The sequence below is a fragment of the Paraburkholderia oxyphila NBRC 105797 genome, assembly GCF_000685075.1.
GTDB classification, from domain to species: Bacteria; Pseudomonadota; Gammaproteobacteria; order Burkholderiales; family Burkholderiaceae; genus Paraburkholderia; species Paraburkholderia oxyphila.
In genome coordinates this window covers 1-15215 of sequence record NZ_BAYD01000166.1, presented here as the reverse complement: position 1 = coordinate 15215, position 15215 = coordinate 1, and the positions used below count along the sequence as shown (strand labels likewise).

General features: G+C 67.8%; 16 protein-coding genes. 4 read left to right on the top strand and 12 right to left on the bottom strand.

Annotated elements, in window-relative coordinates; translation table 11 throughout:
• Nucleotides 1-34 precede the first annotated feature (34 nt).
• Genes BO1_RS45835 through BO1_RS45820 form a run of 4 tightly spaced genes read right to left on the bottom strand, consistent with a single transcriptional unit; the run spans nucleotide 35 to nucleotide 3403 of the window.
• On the bottom strand, nucleotides 35-751 hold the full coding sequence (locus BO1_RS45835; RefSeq protein WP_028223317.1) for a (5-formylfuran-3-yl)methyl phosphate synthase: 717 nt from the start codon (nucleotides 749-751) through the stop codon (nucleotides 35-37).
• Nucleotides 748-1344, bottom strand: a complete 597-nt coding sequence (locus BO1_RS45830) for a DUF447 domain-containing protein (RefSeq protein WP_028223316.1) — start codon at nucleotides 1342-1344, stop codon at nucleotides 748-750. The genes BO1_RS45835 and BO1_RS45830 overlap by 4 nt, the downstream gene beginning before the upstream one ends.
• The gene (locus BO1_RS45825; RefSeq protein ID WP_028223315.1) at nucleotides 1345-2730 is read right to left on the bottom strand and encodes a DUF6513 domain-containing protein; all 1386 of its coding nucleotides are present in this window, start codon (nucleotides 2728-2730) and stop codon (nucleotides 1345-1347) included.
• A 49-nt stretch (nucleotides 2731-2779) separates the two neighbouring features.
• Nucleotides 2780-3403, bottom strand: a complete 624-nt coding sequence (locus BO1_RS45820; RefSeq protein WP_043289055.1) for a flavoprotein — start codon at nucleotides 3401-3403, stop codon at nucleotides 2780-2782.
• Between the two features lie 302 nt (nucleotides 3404-3705).
• Here BO1_RS45820 and BO1_RS55590 point away from each other — a divergent pair, with 302 nt between their 5' ends.
• Entirely contained in the window at nucleotides 3706-4230 is a 525-nt protein-coding gene (locus tag BO1_RS55590; RefSeq protein WP_084688796.1) for a dihydroneopterin aldolase, read from the top strand.
• 125 nt (nucleotides 4231-4355) lie between these two features.
• Here the strand turns inward: BO1_RS55590 and fae are convergent, their stop codons facing one another.
• The 8 genes from fae to BO1_RS45775 all read right to left on the bottom strand — a co-directional run bounded on the left by fae (nucleotide 4356) and on the right by BO1_RS45775 (nucleotide 12221).
• Nucleotides 4356-4865, bottom strand: a complete 510-nt coding sequence (gene fae / locus BO1_RS45810; protein WP_028223313.1) for a formaldehyde-activating enzyme — start codon at nucleotides 4863-4865, stop codon at nucleotides 4356-4358.
• A complete protein-coding gene (locus tag BO1_RS55585; RefSeq protein WP_084688795.1) occupies nucleotides 4853-5815 on the bottom strand; it encodes a triphosphoribosyl-dephospho-CoA synthase in 963 nt (320 codons plus the stop codon). Before BO1_RS55585 ends, fae begins: the two co-directional genes overlap by 13 nt.
• Entirely contained in the window at nucleotides 5812-6777 is a 966-nt protein-coding gene (locus BO1_RS45800; protein WP_174490638.1) for an ATP-grasp domain-containing protein, read from the bottom strand. The genes BO1_RS55585 and BO1_RS45800 overlap by 4 nt, the downstream gene beginning before the upstream one ends.
• A 13-nt stretch (nucleotides 6778-6790) precedes the next feature.
• Nucleotides 6791-7819, bottom strand: coding sequence for a methenyltetrahydromethanopterin cyclohydrolase (gene mch, locus BO1_RS45795; protein WP_028223311.1), 1029 nt, complete (start codon nucleotides 7817-7819; stop codon nucleotides 6791-6793).
• Nucleotides 7794-8984, bottom strand: coding sequence for an ATP-grasp domain-containing protein (locus tag BO1_RS55580; RefSeq protein ID WP_043289054.1), 1191 nt, complete (start codon nucleotides 8982-8984; stop codon nucleotides 7794-7796). The genes mch and BO1_RS55580 overlap by 26 nt, the downstream gene beginning before the upstream one ends.
• 61 nt (nucleotides 8985-9045) lie before the next feature.
• Nucleotides 9046-9963 carry an NAD(P)-dependent methylenetetrahydromethanopterin dehydrogenase gene (locus tag BO1_RS45785; RefSeq protein ID WP_028223310.1) on the bottom strand — a complete coding sequence of 306 codons (918 nt, stop codon included), beginning with the start codon at nucleotides 9961-9963 and terminating at the stop codon, nucleotides 9046-9048.
• 39 nt (nucleotides 9964-10002) lie between these two features.
• Nucleotides 10003-11058, bottom strand: a complete 1056-nt coding sequence (locus tag BO1_RS45780) for a beta-ribofuranosylaminobenzene 5'-phosphate synthase family protein (RefSeq protein WP_084688794.1) — start codon at nucleotides 11056-11058, stop codon at nucleotides 10003-10005.
• A gap of 197 nt (nucleotides 11059-11255) precedes the next feature.
• Nucleotides 11256-12221 (bottom strand): LysR substrate-binding domain-containing protein, encoded by a 966-nt coding sequence (locus BO1_RS45775; RefSeq protein WP_028223308.1) that lies wholly within the window; start codon nucleotides 12219-12221, stop codon nucleotides 11256-11258.
• A 352-nt stretch (nucleotides 12222-12573) separates the two neighbouring features.
• Here BO1_RS45775 and BO1_RS45770 point away from each other — a divergent pair, with 352 nt between their 5' ends.
• From BO1_RS45770 to BO1_RS55575, 3 genes are all read left to right on the top strand, one after another.
• A complete protein-coding gene (locus BO1_RS45770) occupies nucleotides 12574-13638 on the top strand; it encodes an FIG domain-containing protein (RefSeq protein ID WP_028223307.1) in 1065 nt (354 codons plus the stop codon).
• A 10-nt stretch (nucleotides 13639-13648) separates the two neighbouring features.
• Nucleotides 13649-14521, top strand: a complete 873-nt coding sequence (locus BO1_RS45765) for a phosphoribulokinase (RefSeq protein WP_028223306.1) — start codon at nucleotides 13649-13651, stop codon at nucleotides 14519-14521.
• Between the two features lie 77 nt (nucleotides 14522-14598).
• Entirely contained in the window at nucleotides 14599-15171 is a 573-nt protein-coding gene (locus tag BO1_RS55575) for an HAD-IA family hydrolase (RefSeq protein WP_043289053.1), read from the top strand.
• Nucleotides 15172-15215: the final 44 nt, after the last annotated feature.

The following is a 15215-nucleotide window of genomic DNA, read 5'->3' as shown; positions in this document are numbered from 1 at the left end:
CGAAAACAAGTTAAGGCCAACGCCTAAAAATCGCCTACGCGGCAAGCACCGTCTCAAACCGCACCACCGGCACCTCGCCGTGCAACGCCTCCCGCACGGCCTGCACCCTCGCGCCTTCGAGCCGCCCCGTGCGCGCGCCATCGCACAACGCACTACGAAATCCAGCAAAATCAGGCAGCAAAGCCCGCACACGCGCCACATGCTCAAGTCGCAGCGCCCCCGCCAACCCCACCATCACATCATGCGCGCGAGCAATCTGCACCATACTATCAAGCACAGCAAGCGGCACACACCGAAACAGGCTCCCGGCGTCCTTGCGCGCCGTATCCGCCATCACCCCAACAAAACCAAGCTCGCAGGCATACTCGACGAGCCTCAAATCGAGCCCATCATCGCAAAGCAGCACCGGCACCATGCTCCAGCGCAGCGCGCGCATGCGTTCGAGCGTCTCGCGCGCCGCGGGCCCGGGGGCCACGCCCGCCTTCACGTAATCCACGCCGCAACGGCCAATACGGTTCGCATGATGCGCGACAGCCGCATGGTCGCCCGGCCGCAGGTCGCCAATCGTCGCGCTCACGGGCAACCCGGGATGACTCTCGCGCAATGCGCAGACGATGCTCGCGACGCGCGCCGGCGGCAACGCGCCCAGCGCACCCGCGCGCGGCTCCTTGAGGTCGATGAAATCCGCGCCCGCGGCGGCTGCTTCGCGCGCCTCGGCGAGGTCGCGCACACTGGTGAGAAGTCGGATCATGTCGGTTCGCGCACGCAGGCGCGCTCGTTGGGTGATTCGCTGTTTGAATAAAATGCGGCCACGGCTGCGGTGAGCCACTGCCACGCTTCGCGTTCGGCGGGGCCCGCCGTCTTCTCGATGGCGATCGTGTGCCACGCCATTTCCGTTTCGATCTTTTCGCGCGGCAACAGGTGCAGGCGGCTCACCAGCACCGCGGCTTCGATCACCGCAGCCTGCGCGCGATTGAAGCCCGTGAAGGGCGCATGGCTCGCCTCGGCCACGCGGCGCAGTGTCAGCACCGGGCGGCCGGGGTCGCCGCCCGCGTCGACGAGGCGCAACTCGGCATGCGCGAGCGTGCCCGCGAGCCGCACGCACGGCACCGTGCTGGCGGGCAGCGTCGGCCAGCTTCGGCGGCCCGTCACGCAACCGGCGAACACGCGCACGTCGGTGGTGAAATTCATCACCGCGCAGCCGCTCGCCATGATGTTGTCGTAGGTGGTGGACGGTGTGAACGGCATCAGCACGACGTTGCCGCGCTCGAAGCGCGCGCCCATTGGCGCGACGTGCGGCGTGCCGTCGGCGGAGCAGGTGGTGACGACGGTTTCATGGATCATTCAGGCCTCCTTGCGCAGCGTCGTGCCGGGCGCGCATTGTTCGAGCAGATTGTCGGCGTCGCGCTCGGCGGCGCAGCCCCAGTCGAGCGATTGATCCTGCGCGTAGCGCTTGCCAAGGCGCCACGCCACTTCGGCGCGCGCCAGTTCCACACCCATGTAGAACGCGTGCGCTCCATCGTCCTCGAGCTTCAGGCGTGGCCAGAGCGCGAACGGATCGACGGCGACATGGTGGCCGTCGCGGTTGTAGACATGCACGCCGGCGCTCGACACCTGCACGCGAAAGTTAGGATCGCGGATCGCGCGCGCGGTCTCGGCAATCTCGTCGGGCGAGTCGGGGAAGGGCCGCTTCGCGTGGACCGTCATCAACGCGTCCGAGATGCCCTTGGGCAGCGTGCGCTGCTCGCGCGCGGCATACATGACGCGCCGCGCGACGTCCGCTTCGCGTATCGCGCGGCGGGCGTGCTGGCTCACCTGGGTCGTCAGGATCGCGGCAATGCCCAGTTCCGCTCCCATGCCGAGCAGCACGGCGTTGATGCCGCATGTGTCGGCTTCGGTCAGCTCGGTGACGTTGCCGACGCCCATCATGATGGGTGCATCGGGAAACGCGTCGCGCACGCGCTGGTAGCGCACCAGAGACTTCAGGAGGCCGAACGGAATCGGGTCGAGAATCGGATCGGCGAGAAAAGGTCGACCCATCGCGCTCACGGCCTCGATCGCGCTGAAGAGCGACGCTTCGTCGGCGGGTTCGCGCGACACCAGAATGGGCGTCGATTCGACCTCGTTGAGGATCCACAGCGTCTCGGTCGAGAGGCTCAGCAGATAGTCGGCGCCGGCGCGGCCGCCGCGTACGAGCTCCTTCGCATCCATCGAATCGACGCTGACCATGAAGCTACGCTCCTTGAGCGCGCGCACTGCGTCGGCCAGATGCGGGAACGGCGTGGAGGGCAGGCAGCCGAGATCGATCACGTTGGCGCCATCGGACTGGAGCTGCGCGGCGCGCTGGCAGATGGCCTCGACGTCGAGTCTCGGCGCATCCACGATCTCCGCAAAGATCGCGATGTCGTACTTCGAGAGGTCGACCGGCCGCGCCGCGCGGTTGAAGTAGGCGGGCAGGTCCTTGAGCTCCTCGGGGCCGCGCATGAAGGGCATGCCGTAGTGGGCCGAGAGCGCGTCGAGATCGCCGCGGCAGCGGCCCGGCACGATCACGCGGTCGGCCGCGATGGGCGCGCTCACGCGGCGGCGGATCATGTCCGCCGTCATGAGCGCGGCGACCTGCAAGCCGATCTCGCGGATCTCCCAGGTGAACGGCGCGGGCTCGAGGCTGCGCAGCACGCGTTCCAGTCCAGGCTGGGCGAGGCGTCCGGTGAGAAAGACGATGTGTTCCATGGTGTGTGTGTCGGGCACGCCTTCAACCGTATAACCGTGTAACTGTCTATTAGCCGGGCACGGCCGCGAGCAGGCCGAGCGTTCTGTAGCGGGTGTCGAGCGCCGCGCGCAGCGCATCGATCGAATTGGCCACCACGCAGTGATCGATCTGGCGCAGGCGCTCGACGTTGTGCAACTCGATGTTGCGCGGCCGCAGTTCGACCCAGTCCAGCGGGCTCTTCGTGACCACCACCGGTTCCGTGTCGCATGCAAAGATGATGCCGGGTATGCCGAGCTTGCCGGCCTGGGCGAACAGGTTGGTCGGCAGCGTGTCGGAGATGCCGAACGCGCATTTCGCCACCGTGTTGCTGGTGGCCGGCGCAATCACGAGCGTGTGGTAGAGGCCGGTTTCGTAGAACATGCCCACCGGCACGGCGCTCGCGCTGTTGTCGCGGAACACGCGGAAGCGCGCCTTCAGTTGCGCGATGCCGATCTTGTAGAGCGGCAGCACTTCCTCGGCCGCGCGCGAGAGGAACAGGTCGACGTTGGGCATCTCGGCGGCCAGCGCAAGCGATTCTTCGAGGCAATGTCCCGATCCGGTAATGGCCCACGCAAGACGCGGCCTCGCGAGCGCCGCGTGGTCTTGCCCGTCGTGGGTGGGGTGGGCCTCGTTGGTTGGATGCACTCGCGTCATTGTCTGCCTTTCGTCGTTGCCGGATGCCGCTGTCGTGGGCCGTTTGCGCATGCGGGTGGCGATGAACAGGCAGCTTGCGCAGTTTGCGATACACAGTGTCACCGCGGGCGTTGCACGCTGGATGCGCCTTGCGACGCCGGACCCGCGCCTTCGCCGTGTTTTTGCCGTGTGTTTACCGTGTATTCGCCGCGCCACTGCCTTGCCGTCGACCATTACGCGCATTCTGCTTGCGACATTCGTGCCTGGGACGGTTCTTGCATGGCATCGGGCCGACCCATCCAGGGCAAGCGAGAGGAGCAAGAATGAACGCAATCGACACCAGCATGTTCGACCGGCCCGCGAGGCAGGCAGGCAGCGCGGCGCGCCACGCCGAAAGCGAGGGGGCGCAGCCGATGGATCTCATCTTCATCGAGGGTTTCACCGGCGAGACGGTGATCGGCATCGACCCGGAGGAACTGCACGACCCGCAACCGGTGCAGATCGATCTCTGGGCGGGCTTGCCGCGCAGCCGCGCGTGCGACACCGACGCGATCCACGACACCATCGACTACGGGAAGGTCCATGGTGCGCTGCAGGCCTTGCTGTCGAACCACGGCGTGCAGCTGCTCGAGGCGCTGGCCGAAGTGATTGCGCAGATGCTGCTGGTGGATTTTGGCGCGCACTGGGTGCGGGTCGCGCTCGTGAAGCCGCACAAGTTCTCGAATGTGAAGGCGGTGGGCGTGACGATCGAGCGGCGCCGCGCGAGCGTGCCGCCTGCGCACAAGCGCGAGGGCGTGGCGCTCGCGCTGCTGGGCGCGGGAATGTTTCCGCCGGAAGGGGCGTTTTGAACGGGCGGCCGGGCGGGCGGTGTTGCAGTCCGTCCGGCGCCGTTGACAGGTTCTGTGTGGCTGGGGCCTGTTATTAGCGTGAACAGGTCCTGGCGTGTTGGGGGCTTTCGCTGCGCGTGTGCCGGTTAGCTGGCGGCGAACGGATGCTTCGTCTCGCCCTTGCGGCGCACCACCTCGGCCGCGCGTGGCTCGCGGTTCACCGCGCGCTTGAGCGCCTCGCGCGTCGCGCGGTAGTTGTAGTCCTGGATCTTCTGGTCGTCTTCGGCCTGCCAGTGAATGAATACGCCCACGCTGATGAAGACGTCGTCGGCTTCGTCGGCGGGAATCGTGCCGTCTTCCACGCTGTCCGCGACCGCGAGCGCCACCGCGCGCTGCGCCGGGCCGAACATCTGCACCGCCTGCTTCGCGCCCTTGATGGTCACCTTGTTGAACAGCACCGTGTTGGGCTTGGCGAGCAGGTTGGGCGCGACCACGGCGAGCAGCGAGGTGAAGCCGTCCTTGTTGTTGGTGAGGGCGTTGCAGAAGGCGCTTTCTGCCGCCGAGCCGCGCGGGCCGACGATCAGGTCGATGTGCGCGACCTCGTTGCCTTCGCCCACGAGCGATTCGCCTACGAGCACGCGATCTATCTTGGCCATGGTTGGGTCTCCTGTGAATCCAGTGAAAGGTGAGTGGATAGCGTGGTGATCGCCGGGTCGAGGCAGGCGGCCGCGAAGAGCGTCGCGACCGTGAGGTCCGCGCTCGTGCCCGGATTGATCCCGCTGGCTTTGAGTTCGGCGTCCCAGCCGTCGAGCGCATGTGGCGCGCAAAGACGCGCGTCGCCCTGCGCGAGCCACGCCGCCGCTTCGTTCGACACACGCTGCGCGCAGGCGTCGCCGTGCTTGCGCGCGATGTGCGAGTCGGGCCAGCGCGCGAGAAAGCCGAGCCAGGTGAGCAGCACCGCGTCGGCGAGCGCAGTGGGCGAAGCGGCCCGCCTGGCGCACGCCGCGCGAAACGTGGCGAGCCCGAAGCCGAGCACGTCGCGGAAGTCGTTGGCGTACTGGCGCGCGATGCTGTCGCGGTCGGCGGCGAGAGCCATGGCGGCGCGCAGGTCGACCGTGGGCGTCGTGCCGACACTCTGGCTGTCCGTCTCGCCGAGTCCGCCCGGGTTCGCGAGCGCGATCGCGCGGTAGGCGGCGCAGGCGTCCTCGACGCTCAGCGCGCGCAGGACCTGCTGCACGGAAGTCTCCAAGGCCGGTAACGCGTCCGGCAGCGCTTGCGTTTCGAATGCGGCAGCCAGCGGCGCGCAGAGCAGCACGATGCCGAGATTGGTATTGCATCCCGCCGCAGCGCGCGTGTTCGCAATGGCCGCCTCGATGCGTGCCCCCACCATTGCGCCTGCACGCGCGAGCGGTGCGCAGGCCGCTCGCGCGCTCGCGAGAAAGAGCCCGGCGTTCATGCCATGGCCGGCGGAGGCGATGCTGACGTTGCCGGGCTTTGCGCACATGACGTCCAGCTCGCACGCCCAGAGAAACGCGGCTTCGATCTTTGCCGCTGTCGCGGCTATTGCGGGCGCCGCGATCGTCTCGTGATCGGGCCGTGCGTTCATGCGACCGCCTCGCGCGGCGCGCCCGTGCGTCCAAGCCTGCGCGTGAGCAGATCGTCGACGATGCACCCCGCGATATCGAACGATGTCACGGACTGCAAACCGCGCCACGCGGCCACGCCGTTGACTTCGATGACCTGCGCGCCCGCTTCGGCCGTGCCGCACGGCACCAGGTCGATGCCGGCATAGTCGAGCCCGAGCGCGGCGCTCGCGCGCTCGGCAAGCTGCGCGAGTTCCGGCGTCAAGGGCTGCGCTTCGCAGCGTCCGCCTTGCGCGACGTTGTGGACCCAGTGCTCGCTCACGCGCCGCATGGCCGTGACCGCCTTGCCGCCCACCACCAGCACGCGCCAGTCGAAGCCGGGCGCGGAGACCGGCGGGACGAAGCGCTGCAGGTACGCGAGCCCGCCATAGGCCCGCAACGCAGGCAGCGCTGCGCAGCCGCTTTCGTCGCCGCCCAGGCGCACGAGCCCCTTGCCTTGCGAGCCGAACAGCGGCTTGAGCACGACCTCGCGGCCCGCGGCCGCCTCGCGCATCACGATGCGGCGCGCGTGCGGCACGGACTCGCCGGCCCACGCGGGCGGCGTGGGGATGCCGGCGCGATGGAGCAGGAAGGACGTCATCGACTTGTCGACGCTGCGCTCGATCGCGCGCGCGTCGTTGTAGACGGGCACGCCCAGCTCGCGCAGCGCATGCAGGATGCCAAGGCGCACGGTCACCTGCTCGAAGCTGCCGCCCGCGATGCCGCGCACGATCACGGCGTCGGGCAGGCCGCGGCCGAAGCCTGGAATCACGAGGCCATGGGCGGCCCAGGTGGTGTCGAAGCGGCAGTCGGCGAGATCGATGCAACGGCCCTGCGCGCCGCGCTCGCGCAGCGCGCGCTTCAGGCGCGAAGTGTGCCAGCCGGTCTCGTCGGTCATGATGGCGATGCGCGGTCCGCCTGGCATCAGGGTCGTGCTCGTGCTCATTTGCGGGCTCATCTCAGGCCTCGCCGAGCCAGCGCGGATGCAGCAGGTCGAAGCGCGTGGCGCCCGCGTGCCAGGTGCGGCCCGTCGCGAGACTGCTGACCCAGACCTCGGCGGGCGCGAAGAGGGCGGGGTCGATGCGATAGAAGTCGTAGTCGTATTCGGTGAAGATCTCGGCGAACGAGCGGCCAAAATCGCGCGATGCCGACGAAGGCAGGCGCTGCGCGAGATCGCGCGCGTCCTCGTCGCTGCCGTTGACGGTGAGGTGGACGCGCCCGCCGTAGAGGATCGCGTCGTTGGTGCGGCCCATCGCTTCGATCGCCTCGCGCGCCGGCGGCGGCAGCGGCGCGCTCGCGCTGCCCTCGACGATGTCGCCGAGCGCGAAGCCGAGCACATGCGCCTTGTGCAGCGCCACTTCGAGCGCGCGCGCGACCACTTGCGTCGTGCCCGCGCGGCTCGCCGTGGGCGTGAGGATCAGCGTGAGGCCGCGCGCCTCCAGCGCGCAATAGCGCAGGATCTTGTCGATGACGACCTCGGGCGGCACGCGGTCCACCTCCAGCACGAGGCAGCCGTGTTTCGATACATCGCGATAGCCCAGGTCTTCGTAAAGCGGCTCCTTGCAGGAGAGCGAGCGCGCCGGGCCCGAGCCGAGCGCGAAGAACTTCTTGCCGCCCGTTTCCTCTTTCGAGGCGGCAAGGCTCCAGCCCGCGTACTGACTCGCGAGACAGGCGAGCACCGGCTGCGCGCTCGCGATCTCGACCATGGTGGGCCACTCGTCGCGCGCACTCGCGCCGCTGTTCGCACGCACGCGCACGGTGCCGAGCCCGCCCATGCAGATCGCGGCGATCTCGGCGCCGGCGGCGACGCTGCCGGGCGCTTCGATGCCGGCGTCGACGATCAGCACGCCGCGCTCGTCGCGGCGGGCGGCGATCCCCAGCTCGGCCTGCCGCTCGAGGAGCGCGGCGATCAAGGGTTGTGCGAGCGCGTTGACGCTGAGCGACGCGGCGCTGGTTGCGGATTCAACGACAGGCGTATGAGCGTTCATGGGACACCTTCATCAAGGGTTCGATGGCGGCGGCGCGCGCGGCGAGGGCGGCGCGCACCGCGTCCACGGAGGTACCCGGCGCGCAGGTCGCCGAGACGGTGCAAAGCGGCGTGCCGGCGGCAATCGCGTTGCCGGCGACCGGAATGTCGTGGCACCAGCCAAGCCGCCGCGCCTGATCTTCGAATGCGGGCGTGACGGCGTGATCGGCCTGCGCGAACACGACCAGTTGGCCGCGTACCGGCGGCGCGTGCGTGGTTGCGCGTGCTTCTTCGGGCGTTTCCAGCGCTTCGCCCTGGCAGGCACGCACGTGATGCGCGAGCAACGGGGCGTGAGGTTCGCAGTCGTAGAGCGCCATCGTTGCCGAGGGACGCGCGTTGACTTCGAGAACGACGCAGCGTTCGCCGTCGCTCAGGAAATCGAGGCTGTTCAGGCCGACGAGCCCGCTCGCGGCGACGATCGCCTGCACGGCGTGGTGCACCGCGTGGGCGAGGCGCTCGCCCACCTGAACGGGACCGATCGCACCGCGCCAGGCGAACGGGTGCTCGCCGTGCCGCGCGACGATCTGCTCGTTGATGCCGAGCACCTGCGCGTGGCGTCCATCGGCGAGAAAGAGCGCCGACATCGGGCGGCCTGCGCAGATACGCTGGTAGTAGTGGTTGCCGTGCTCGTCATGAGCCGGCGCATCGGATGCATTCGCAAGACGAATATGCCAGCCGCCGGTACCCGAGGCTTCCTTGCGCAACCAGCCGCTCGCGTCGTGCGGCCGCTCCATGCGCGTTTCGGGACAGGCGATGCTGTGTTCGTTCAGTATTGCGAAGAAACGGGAAGGCGTACGCACGGCGTCCCAGGCTTGCGCAGCATTGCCAATGCGCGGCAACCCATCGATCGCCGTGTGCAGCAGCGCCGGACAGGCTTCGAAGCCGCTGCCCGCGATCCAGCCCATGACGCCGGGCACATCGCTCGCGCGTTCGAGCGCGGCGCGCGTGCGCGCCGGATCGAGCGCGAGCGTTCCGGCCTGACCGACCGGATGCCAGCGCTGTGCGGCGCCGCGCGTGTCGCTGTCGCCGAACAGGTCGAGCGCGATGACACGCCAGCCCGCACGCCGCGCCGACTCGGCGAGCATCCGCACGGAAAGCCCGGCCACGACGATGGCGGGCCGCGTCATGATCGCGCCTGCCTGCAGCGGCGAGTGGGCTTCGCGTGGCGCATCGCGGCTTCGGGCTCGCTCACGCTGCTTGAACCTCAGCCTCGGCCACGACCTCGCGCGCGAGCGCGAAGGCCTCTTCGAAGCCGAGATAGACCGGTTTGGCGCTCGCCAGCATCCGTTCGAACAGGCGCCGCTGCACCTGATATTTGACGTTGCCGATCGCCAGCGCACCGATGCCGAGCGCACGGTGCATCCCGAACGGCTTGCCGTCGTCGGCGACGCCCACGCCGTCGATGCCGGCTGGCGGCACCGCGTTCACGTCGGCGGCCACGAGGAGTTGGGAGGCCTGATCGACCTGGCGCGTGTTCATCACCTGCACGCCCGCGGCCGCGGTCGCGAAGACCAGTTCCGCGCGCGAAAGCGTGGTGTCGAGCGCTTCGGTAAGCTGAGCGTCGGCGCCGCGCGTCTGCACGTCGAAGCGCGCGTTGATGCGGCCGCTCGCGGCCTGCGCGGCCTCGAGACCGCGGCTGCTCGCAATCGACACGAGCGCGCCAGCGCGCGCGGCCAGCACGCCCGCGATCACGCCCACCGGCCCCGTGCCGCCCAGCACGACGACGCGCTTGCCTTCGAGCGCCGCGCCATGCGTGCGCCGCAGATGCCACTCGACGCTCGCGACGAGCGCGGCCGCTGTCGTGTAGGCGCCGCTCGGGTCGGCGAACACGGAGACCTCGAACGGCGGCACCATCGATTTGCGCGCGCGCTCGAGCATGTCGGCGGCCAGCACGACATCGCGTCCACCGATGAAGAGGCCCGTGCGCGCCACGCCTTTGGGACCGCGCGAGAAGATCGCGTCCTGGGTGAGGCCGGCGATGTTGTCGATGCCGACGTCGGCGTAGGGCACGACGACCTGGTATCCCGCATCGACGGCCATGTTCACGTCAAATGGGCTCATCTGCCGGGTCGGCGTGAACATGTGGAGAATGAAGGGACGTTCCATAGTGTGTGTCGGGTGTCCAGGAGAGGTTGAAAGAGGGCGTCAGGCGTCGCCCGGCGCATGAATGATGGTGGCGCCCGCGTTGCGCCCCTTGACGATTTCGAGCCGCAGCGTGGGGCCGACCACGCCGGCCGTGCGCGCCGCCGCCACGGCGTGCGCGGCCTCTTCGTGCGAGGCCAGGATCGCAAAGCCCGTGGGGCCCCACGAGCTTTGTCCAATGCCGGCGCGATGCCGCGTGCCGATCCAGTCGAGCACGCGCGCGACAGCCGCGCTCGTATAGATGCCGCCTTGCGAAGGCGCGAAGTAGCGGCCGATGCCCTCCTGCAACTCGCTCACGCCGCGCGCGAACGGCGCGAAGTCGTGCTCCGCGGCGGCCGGCAGAATCTGCATCAAGGCGAGGTGACAGGCGTGGGCGGCCAGGTCTTGCGGAAACGGCGGCAGCGCGGCCATCGCTTTGCGTTCGGCGGGGCCGGACAAGCCGCTGCGCGCATCGTCGAGCACGAGCAGCACGCGCCATTCGTCGGGAAACGGCAGGCGCGCGAGCACGGGCGGCAGCTCCGTTGCCGAGCGCGGACCGCCGTCGAGGATCAGCCCGCCGTGCTCGAAGCCCGCCACGCCGACCCCCGAGCGCGCGCCGCGCGCGAGGGCGAGCGCAAGCTGCGCCGCGTCGAGATTGAGCCCATGCAGCCGCGCGAACCCATGACCGGCGCACAGCGCGAGCTGGGTGCCGGAGCCGAGTCCCGCATGCACCGGCAGCACGTGGCGCAAGCGCACGTCGAGCGGCTCGCGCCGGCCGCTCAGGCGCTTGAGCGCCTCGATATGCTCGCGCAGGCGCGGCAGCTCCTCGCTCGCATAGGGCGGGGCAGCGTAGCGATCGTCGTCGCTGTTGATGTTGTTGTTGCTAGGGTCGTTGTGGCTACGGGCGAGCCGCATTTCGAGTGTCGTGCTGATGCCGTCGATCACGAGGCCGAGGCTGCCGAAGCGCCGGCCGAGAGACGCGCCCGGATCGAGAAAGCCAAGATGCAGCCGCCCGGGTGCATTCACGGTGACGGCACTCGCTGCTTTCATGGGGTGTTGCGTCGTGGCGTATTGCGTCATGAGCGCTTCCTTGCATCGGTGAGCGGACGGCCTGGTCCGCCGACTCATGCAAGCGTCATGCCACACGGGCCGCGTGCGAGTGCATATCGACTGAAGCGCCCGCGTGGATCGCGCCAGCCGAGGGCGCGCTTTTCATGGGCGCATCGCGAGCGTCACGCTGCTCAAACCCGCGCGTGCGCCGTATCGGTGACAGTGTGTCACTCGCCCCGCTTGATTCGCACGGGGTGCGTTGGCAGATCCACGTATTCGCCGGCGAGGTATGTCTCGGTGTTTTCCAGTACGAAGCGGCGGAACGACTGGCAGGTGGGCGAGAGCTGCCGCGCATTCAGATGGACGATCTGCCATGCGCGGTCGATGGGCGTGCCGCTCACGTCGAGCAGCGCGATTTCGCGCGTGCGCAGCTCCAGCCTCAGCGTGTGCAGCGAGAGCAGGCTGATGCCCATGCCCGCCATGACGGCCTGTTTGATGGTCTCGTTGCTGTCGAGCGTGACGACCTTCGCGGGCGTGAAGAGATGGTGCTTGAACATTTGCTCGACGACCGTGCGCGTGCCCGAGCCTGGCTCGCGCATGAGGAAGGTCTCATGCCGCAGCTCCTGCACGTCGATGCGCCGCGCCGCCGCGAACGCGTGATCGCGCGCCGCGACGATCACCTGCGGGTTGTACGCGAGCGGCTCGGCGACGGCGTCGAGATCGCGTGGCGGGCGGCCCATCACCGCGAGGTCGATGGCGTTGTCCTGCAGCATGCGCAACAGCGGCTCGCGCGGGGCAATCGTGAAACGCACGTCGACCTTTGGAAACTGCGTGCAATAGCGCGCGATTAGCTGCGGCACGAAATAGCGCGCGGTGCTCACGAGACCCACCGAGATCGCGCCGCTGTCGGCAAGCGAGAGCGACTGCAACGCGTCCTGGGCATCCTTCACCTCGCCGAGGATACGTTGAGCATGATGCGCGAGCGTAGTGCCGGCTTCGGTCAGCGCGATGCGTCGCGCGATGCGCTCGAACAGCGGCAGGCCAATGGCCTCTTCGAGCTGCTTGATCTGCATGGAGACGGCCGGCTGCGAGAGATGAAGCTCCTGCGCGGCGCGCACGAAGCTCACGTGCCGCGCGGCGGCGGCAAAGATCTGCAACTGGCGCAGCGTGAGCGTGCGGACGAAGTTGAGCATGGGAGGACGCCTGGAAAAGCGCCTGAACAAGGATGCAAACGGCGCGCGAGGACAGGTAAGGGATCCCTTATAGGCTGACTAAGAATATCTGAATTTCGCTGAATCGATGCGCACTTTATCGTTGAGCTGTGCGCTTGACTATGCGCTTGAGCCTGGTTCGGCAGGCGCGCGGTTCTCATCGAACCGCGCCGCAGTGTGGGCCGAAAAGCGCAGCGGTGGACGCGGCTGGAGAGGGTTGCCGCAGAAACGGGTTGCAGAGACTGGCAGGCATCTTGCTCCTGCTGCCGGTATTCACGCGGGCCGCCTGTTTCGGGCGGCGCGAAGCATTCTGAACTCCTGCAATGAGGCGACCATGCCAGGCCGATACATGACGCTCGACGATTTCCTTGCACGCGAACTGGACGGCAAGCACGACGCAGCCGGCGCACACCGGCTGCGCATGGTGCTTGGCGAGATCGCGCTGGCGGTACGTGCCATCACCGCGATGATCGAGCGGATCACGCTATACGGCGGCGCGAGCGCGGGCGTGGATGCGAAAGCGGCCGCGCGCGAATCGATGATGGCGCTGTGCGAGCGCAGCGCGTACATCGCGGGCTACGCGGCGGCGGGATCGACTGGCACGCGGGCCACGGCTGCCGCTGCGCGCGGCGGCTATCTGCTGGCCTTCGAGGCGCTCGATGGGGCCGCGCAGATCGCGGAAAACGGCGTGACAGGCAGCGTTTTTTCAGTGCGCGAGGCCACATGTGAATCGATGGATGAAGACGCGCAGGAAGCCGCGTGGCTGTGCGGTGATGGAGCGCCGCGCGCGGCGGCCTATGCACTCTATGGCCCCTCGACGCTGCTCGTCTTGACGCTGGGACGCGGCACCCACGGCTTCACGCTCGATCGCGCCAGCGGCACGTTCGTGCTCACGCATCACGCGATGCGCGTGCCGGACGAGGGCGTCGAGCTGGCGATCGACGGTGCGCGCGAGCACGCCTGGGAGCCACCCGTGCAGCGCTATGTGCGCGAATGCCGGGCGGGGAGCGTGGGCGCGCGCGAGCGCGAATTCAGCCAGCGCTTTGGTGGCTGCGCGGTGGCGGACCTGCATCGCGTGTTGATGCGCGGCGGCGTGGGCATCGTGCCGCGCGAGCCTCGCGAGTTGCAGGGAACAAGCGGCCTGCGGCTCGTGCACGCGGCACAGCCGCTCGCGATGCTGGTCGAGCAGGCGGGCGGTACGGCCAGCACGGGGCGCGAGCGCGTGCTCGACTTGCGGGCCGGCGCGCTTGACGAACGTGTTGGTGTTGCGATGGGGACGAAGAGCGAAGTCGCGCGGCTCGAGCGCTACTACGGCGAGTACGAGCGCGGCGTGGACCGGCCGTTCGAGTCGCCGCTCTTTAACGAACGTTCGCTGTTCCGTCCCGAAGCCTGCGCCTGAGCGAGACACCATGTCGATCAAACATCCGATCGTGGCGGTCACCGGTTCGAGCGGCGCGGGCACGACCACGGTAATGAAGAGTTTTCAGCACATCTTCCGGCGCGAGAAGCTGAAGGCGCAGATCGTGGAGGGCGATGCGTTTCACCGTCACGACCGCGAGGGGATGCACCTTGCGATGAAGGAGGCGGAAGAAAAGCGCCAGCAGTTCAGCCACTTCGGCCCCGATGCGAATGTGCTGGACCGGCTGGAGGATCTGTTCAGGCAGTATGGCGCCACGGGCCGGGGCCACGTGCGCAAGTACGTCCACGACGAGACCGAAGCGCTGCAATACGACGTGGAGCCAGGCAAGTTCACCGCGTGGACCGACGTCGAGCCGGACACCGACTTGCTGTTTTACGAGGGCCTGCATGGCGGCTTCGTTGGCCACGGCATCGACGTTGCGCAACACACGGATCTGCTCGTGGGCGTGGTGCCCATCATCAATCTCGAGTGGATCCAGAAGCTGCATCGCGACAAGACGCTGCGCGGGTACTCGCAGGAGGCGGTGATGGACACGATCCTGCGCCGCATGCCTGACTACGCGCATTACATTTGCCCGCAGTTCAGCCGCACGCATGTGAATTTTCAGCGCGTGCCGACCGTGGATACGTCGAATCCGTTCACGGCGCGCGATATCCCGAGCGCCGACGAAAGCTTTGTCGTGATCCGTTTTGCCAATCCGAGGGGGATCGATTTTCCCTATTTGTTGACGATGCTGCAGGACTCGTTCATGAGCCGGCCCAATGTGATTGTCGTGCCGGGCGGCAAGATGGGGCTTGCGATGCAGCTGATCTTCACGCCGATGATTCTGAAGATGATCGATCGGCAACAACGCGCGGCTTGAAGGCCGGGGACACGTGCCTGATACGCGTTTATTGCAGACAAGTGGCCTTTGATGGCCCGATACCAGGAGATACTCACATGCAAGTCATGTCGCGCAAATTGCCCATTGACGCTGTATTGTTCGATCTTGCCAGCACCTTGCATGGCAAGCGTATCGGCGGTCACTTCGCCGAGCTTTTTCCCGACGTCGAGGCCGCGCTTGATGGATTGCGTCAGATGGGGCTCAAGCTTGGGCTGGTGACCGATAAGGCGATGGACGCCGTCGAGCCGATGCTGCAGCGCTTCGGGCTGTCGATGTGGTTTGATATTGTCGTGGATGGGGGCGCTGTTGCGGAGCGCAAGCCGCATCCGGCGCCGTTGCTGCATGCCTGTGAGGCGCTCGCGGTGCAGCCTGCGCATGCTCTTTATGTCGGGGATTCGGAGAATGATGCGCTGGCCGCGCAGGCTGCTGGGATGCAGATGATTCGTGTCAGCTATGCTGAGCGGTCTGCTCGGTCTGATGATGCTACGGAGGCGTCGCCGTGCTTGCGGGTTATTGATACGCTCTCTGAGCTGCTTGAGATGATCGGTAGTCCGCATCAAGGGAATCGGACCAGGCGCGTCGTGCAGGCCGCCTATCGGCATGATGATTGGGCTGGGTTGTATATCTGATTTTTTTTTCCGCGGTTCGCGGTTCGCTGGGCCGTTGGCCTTAA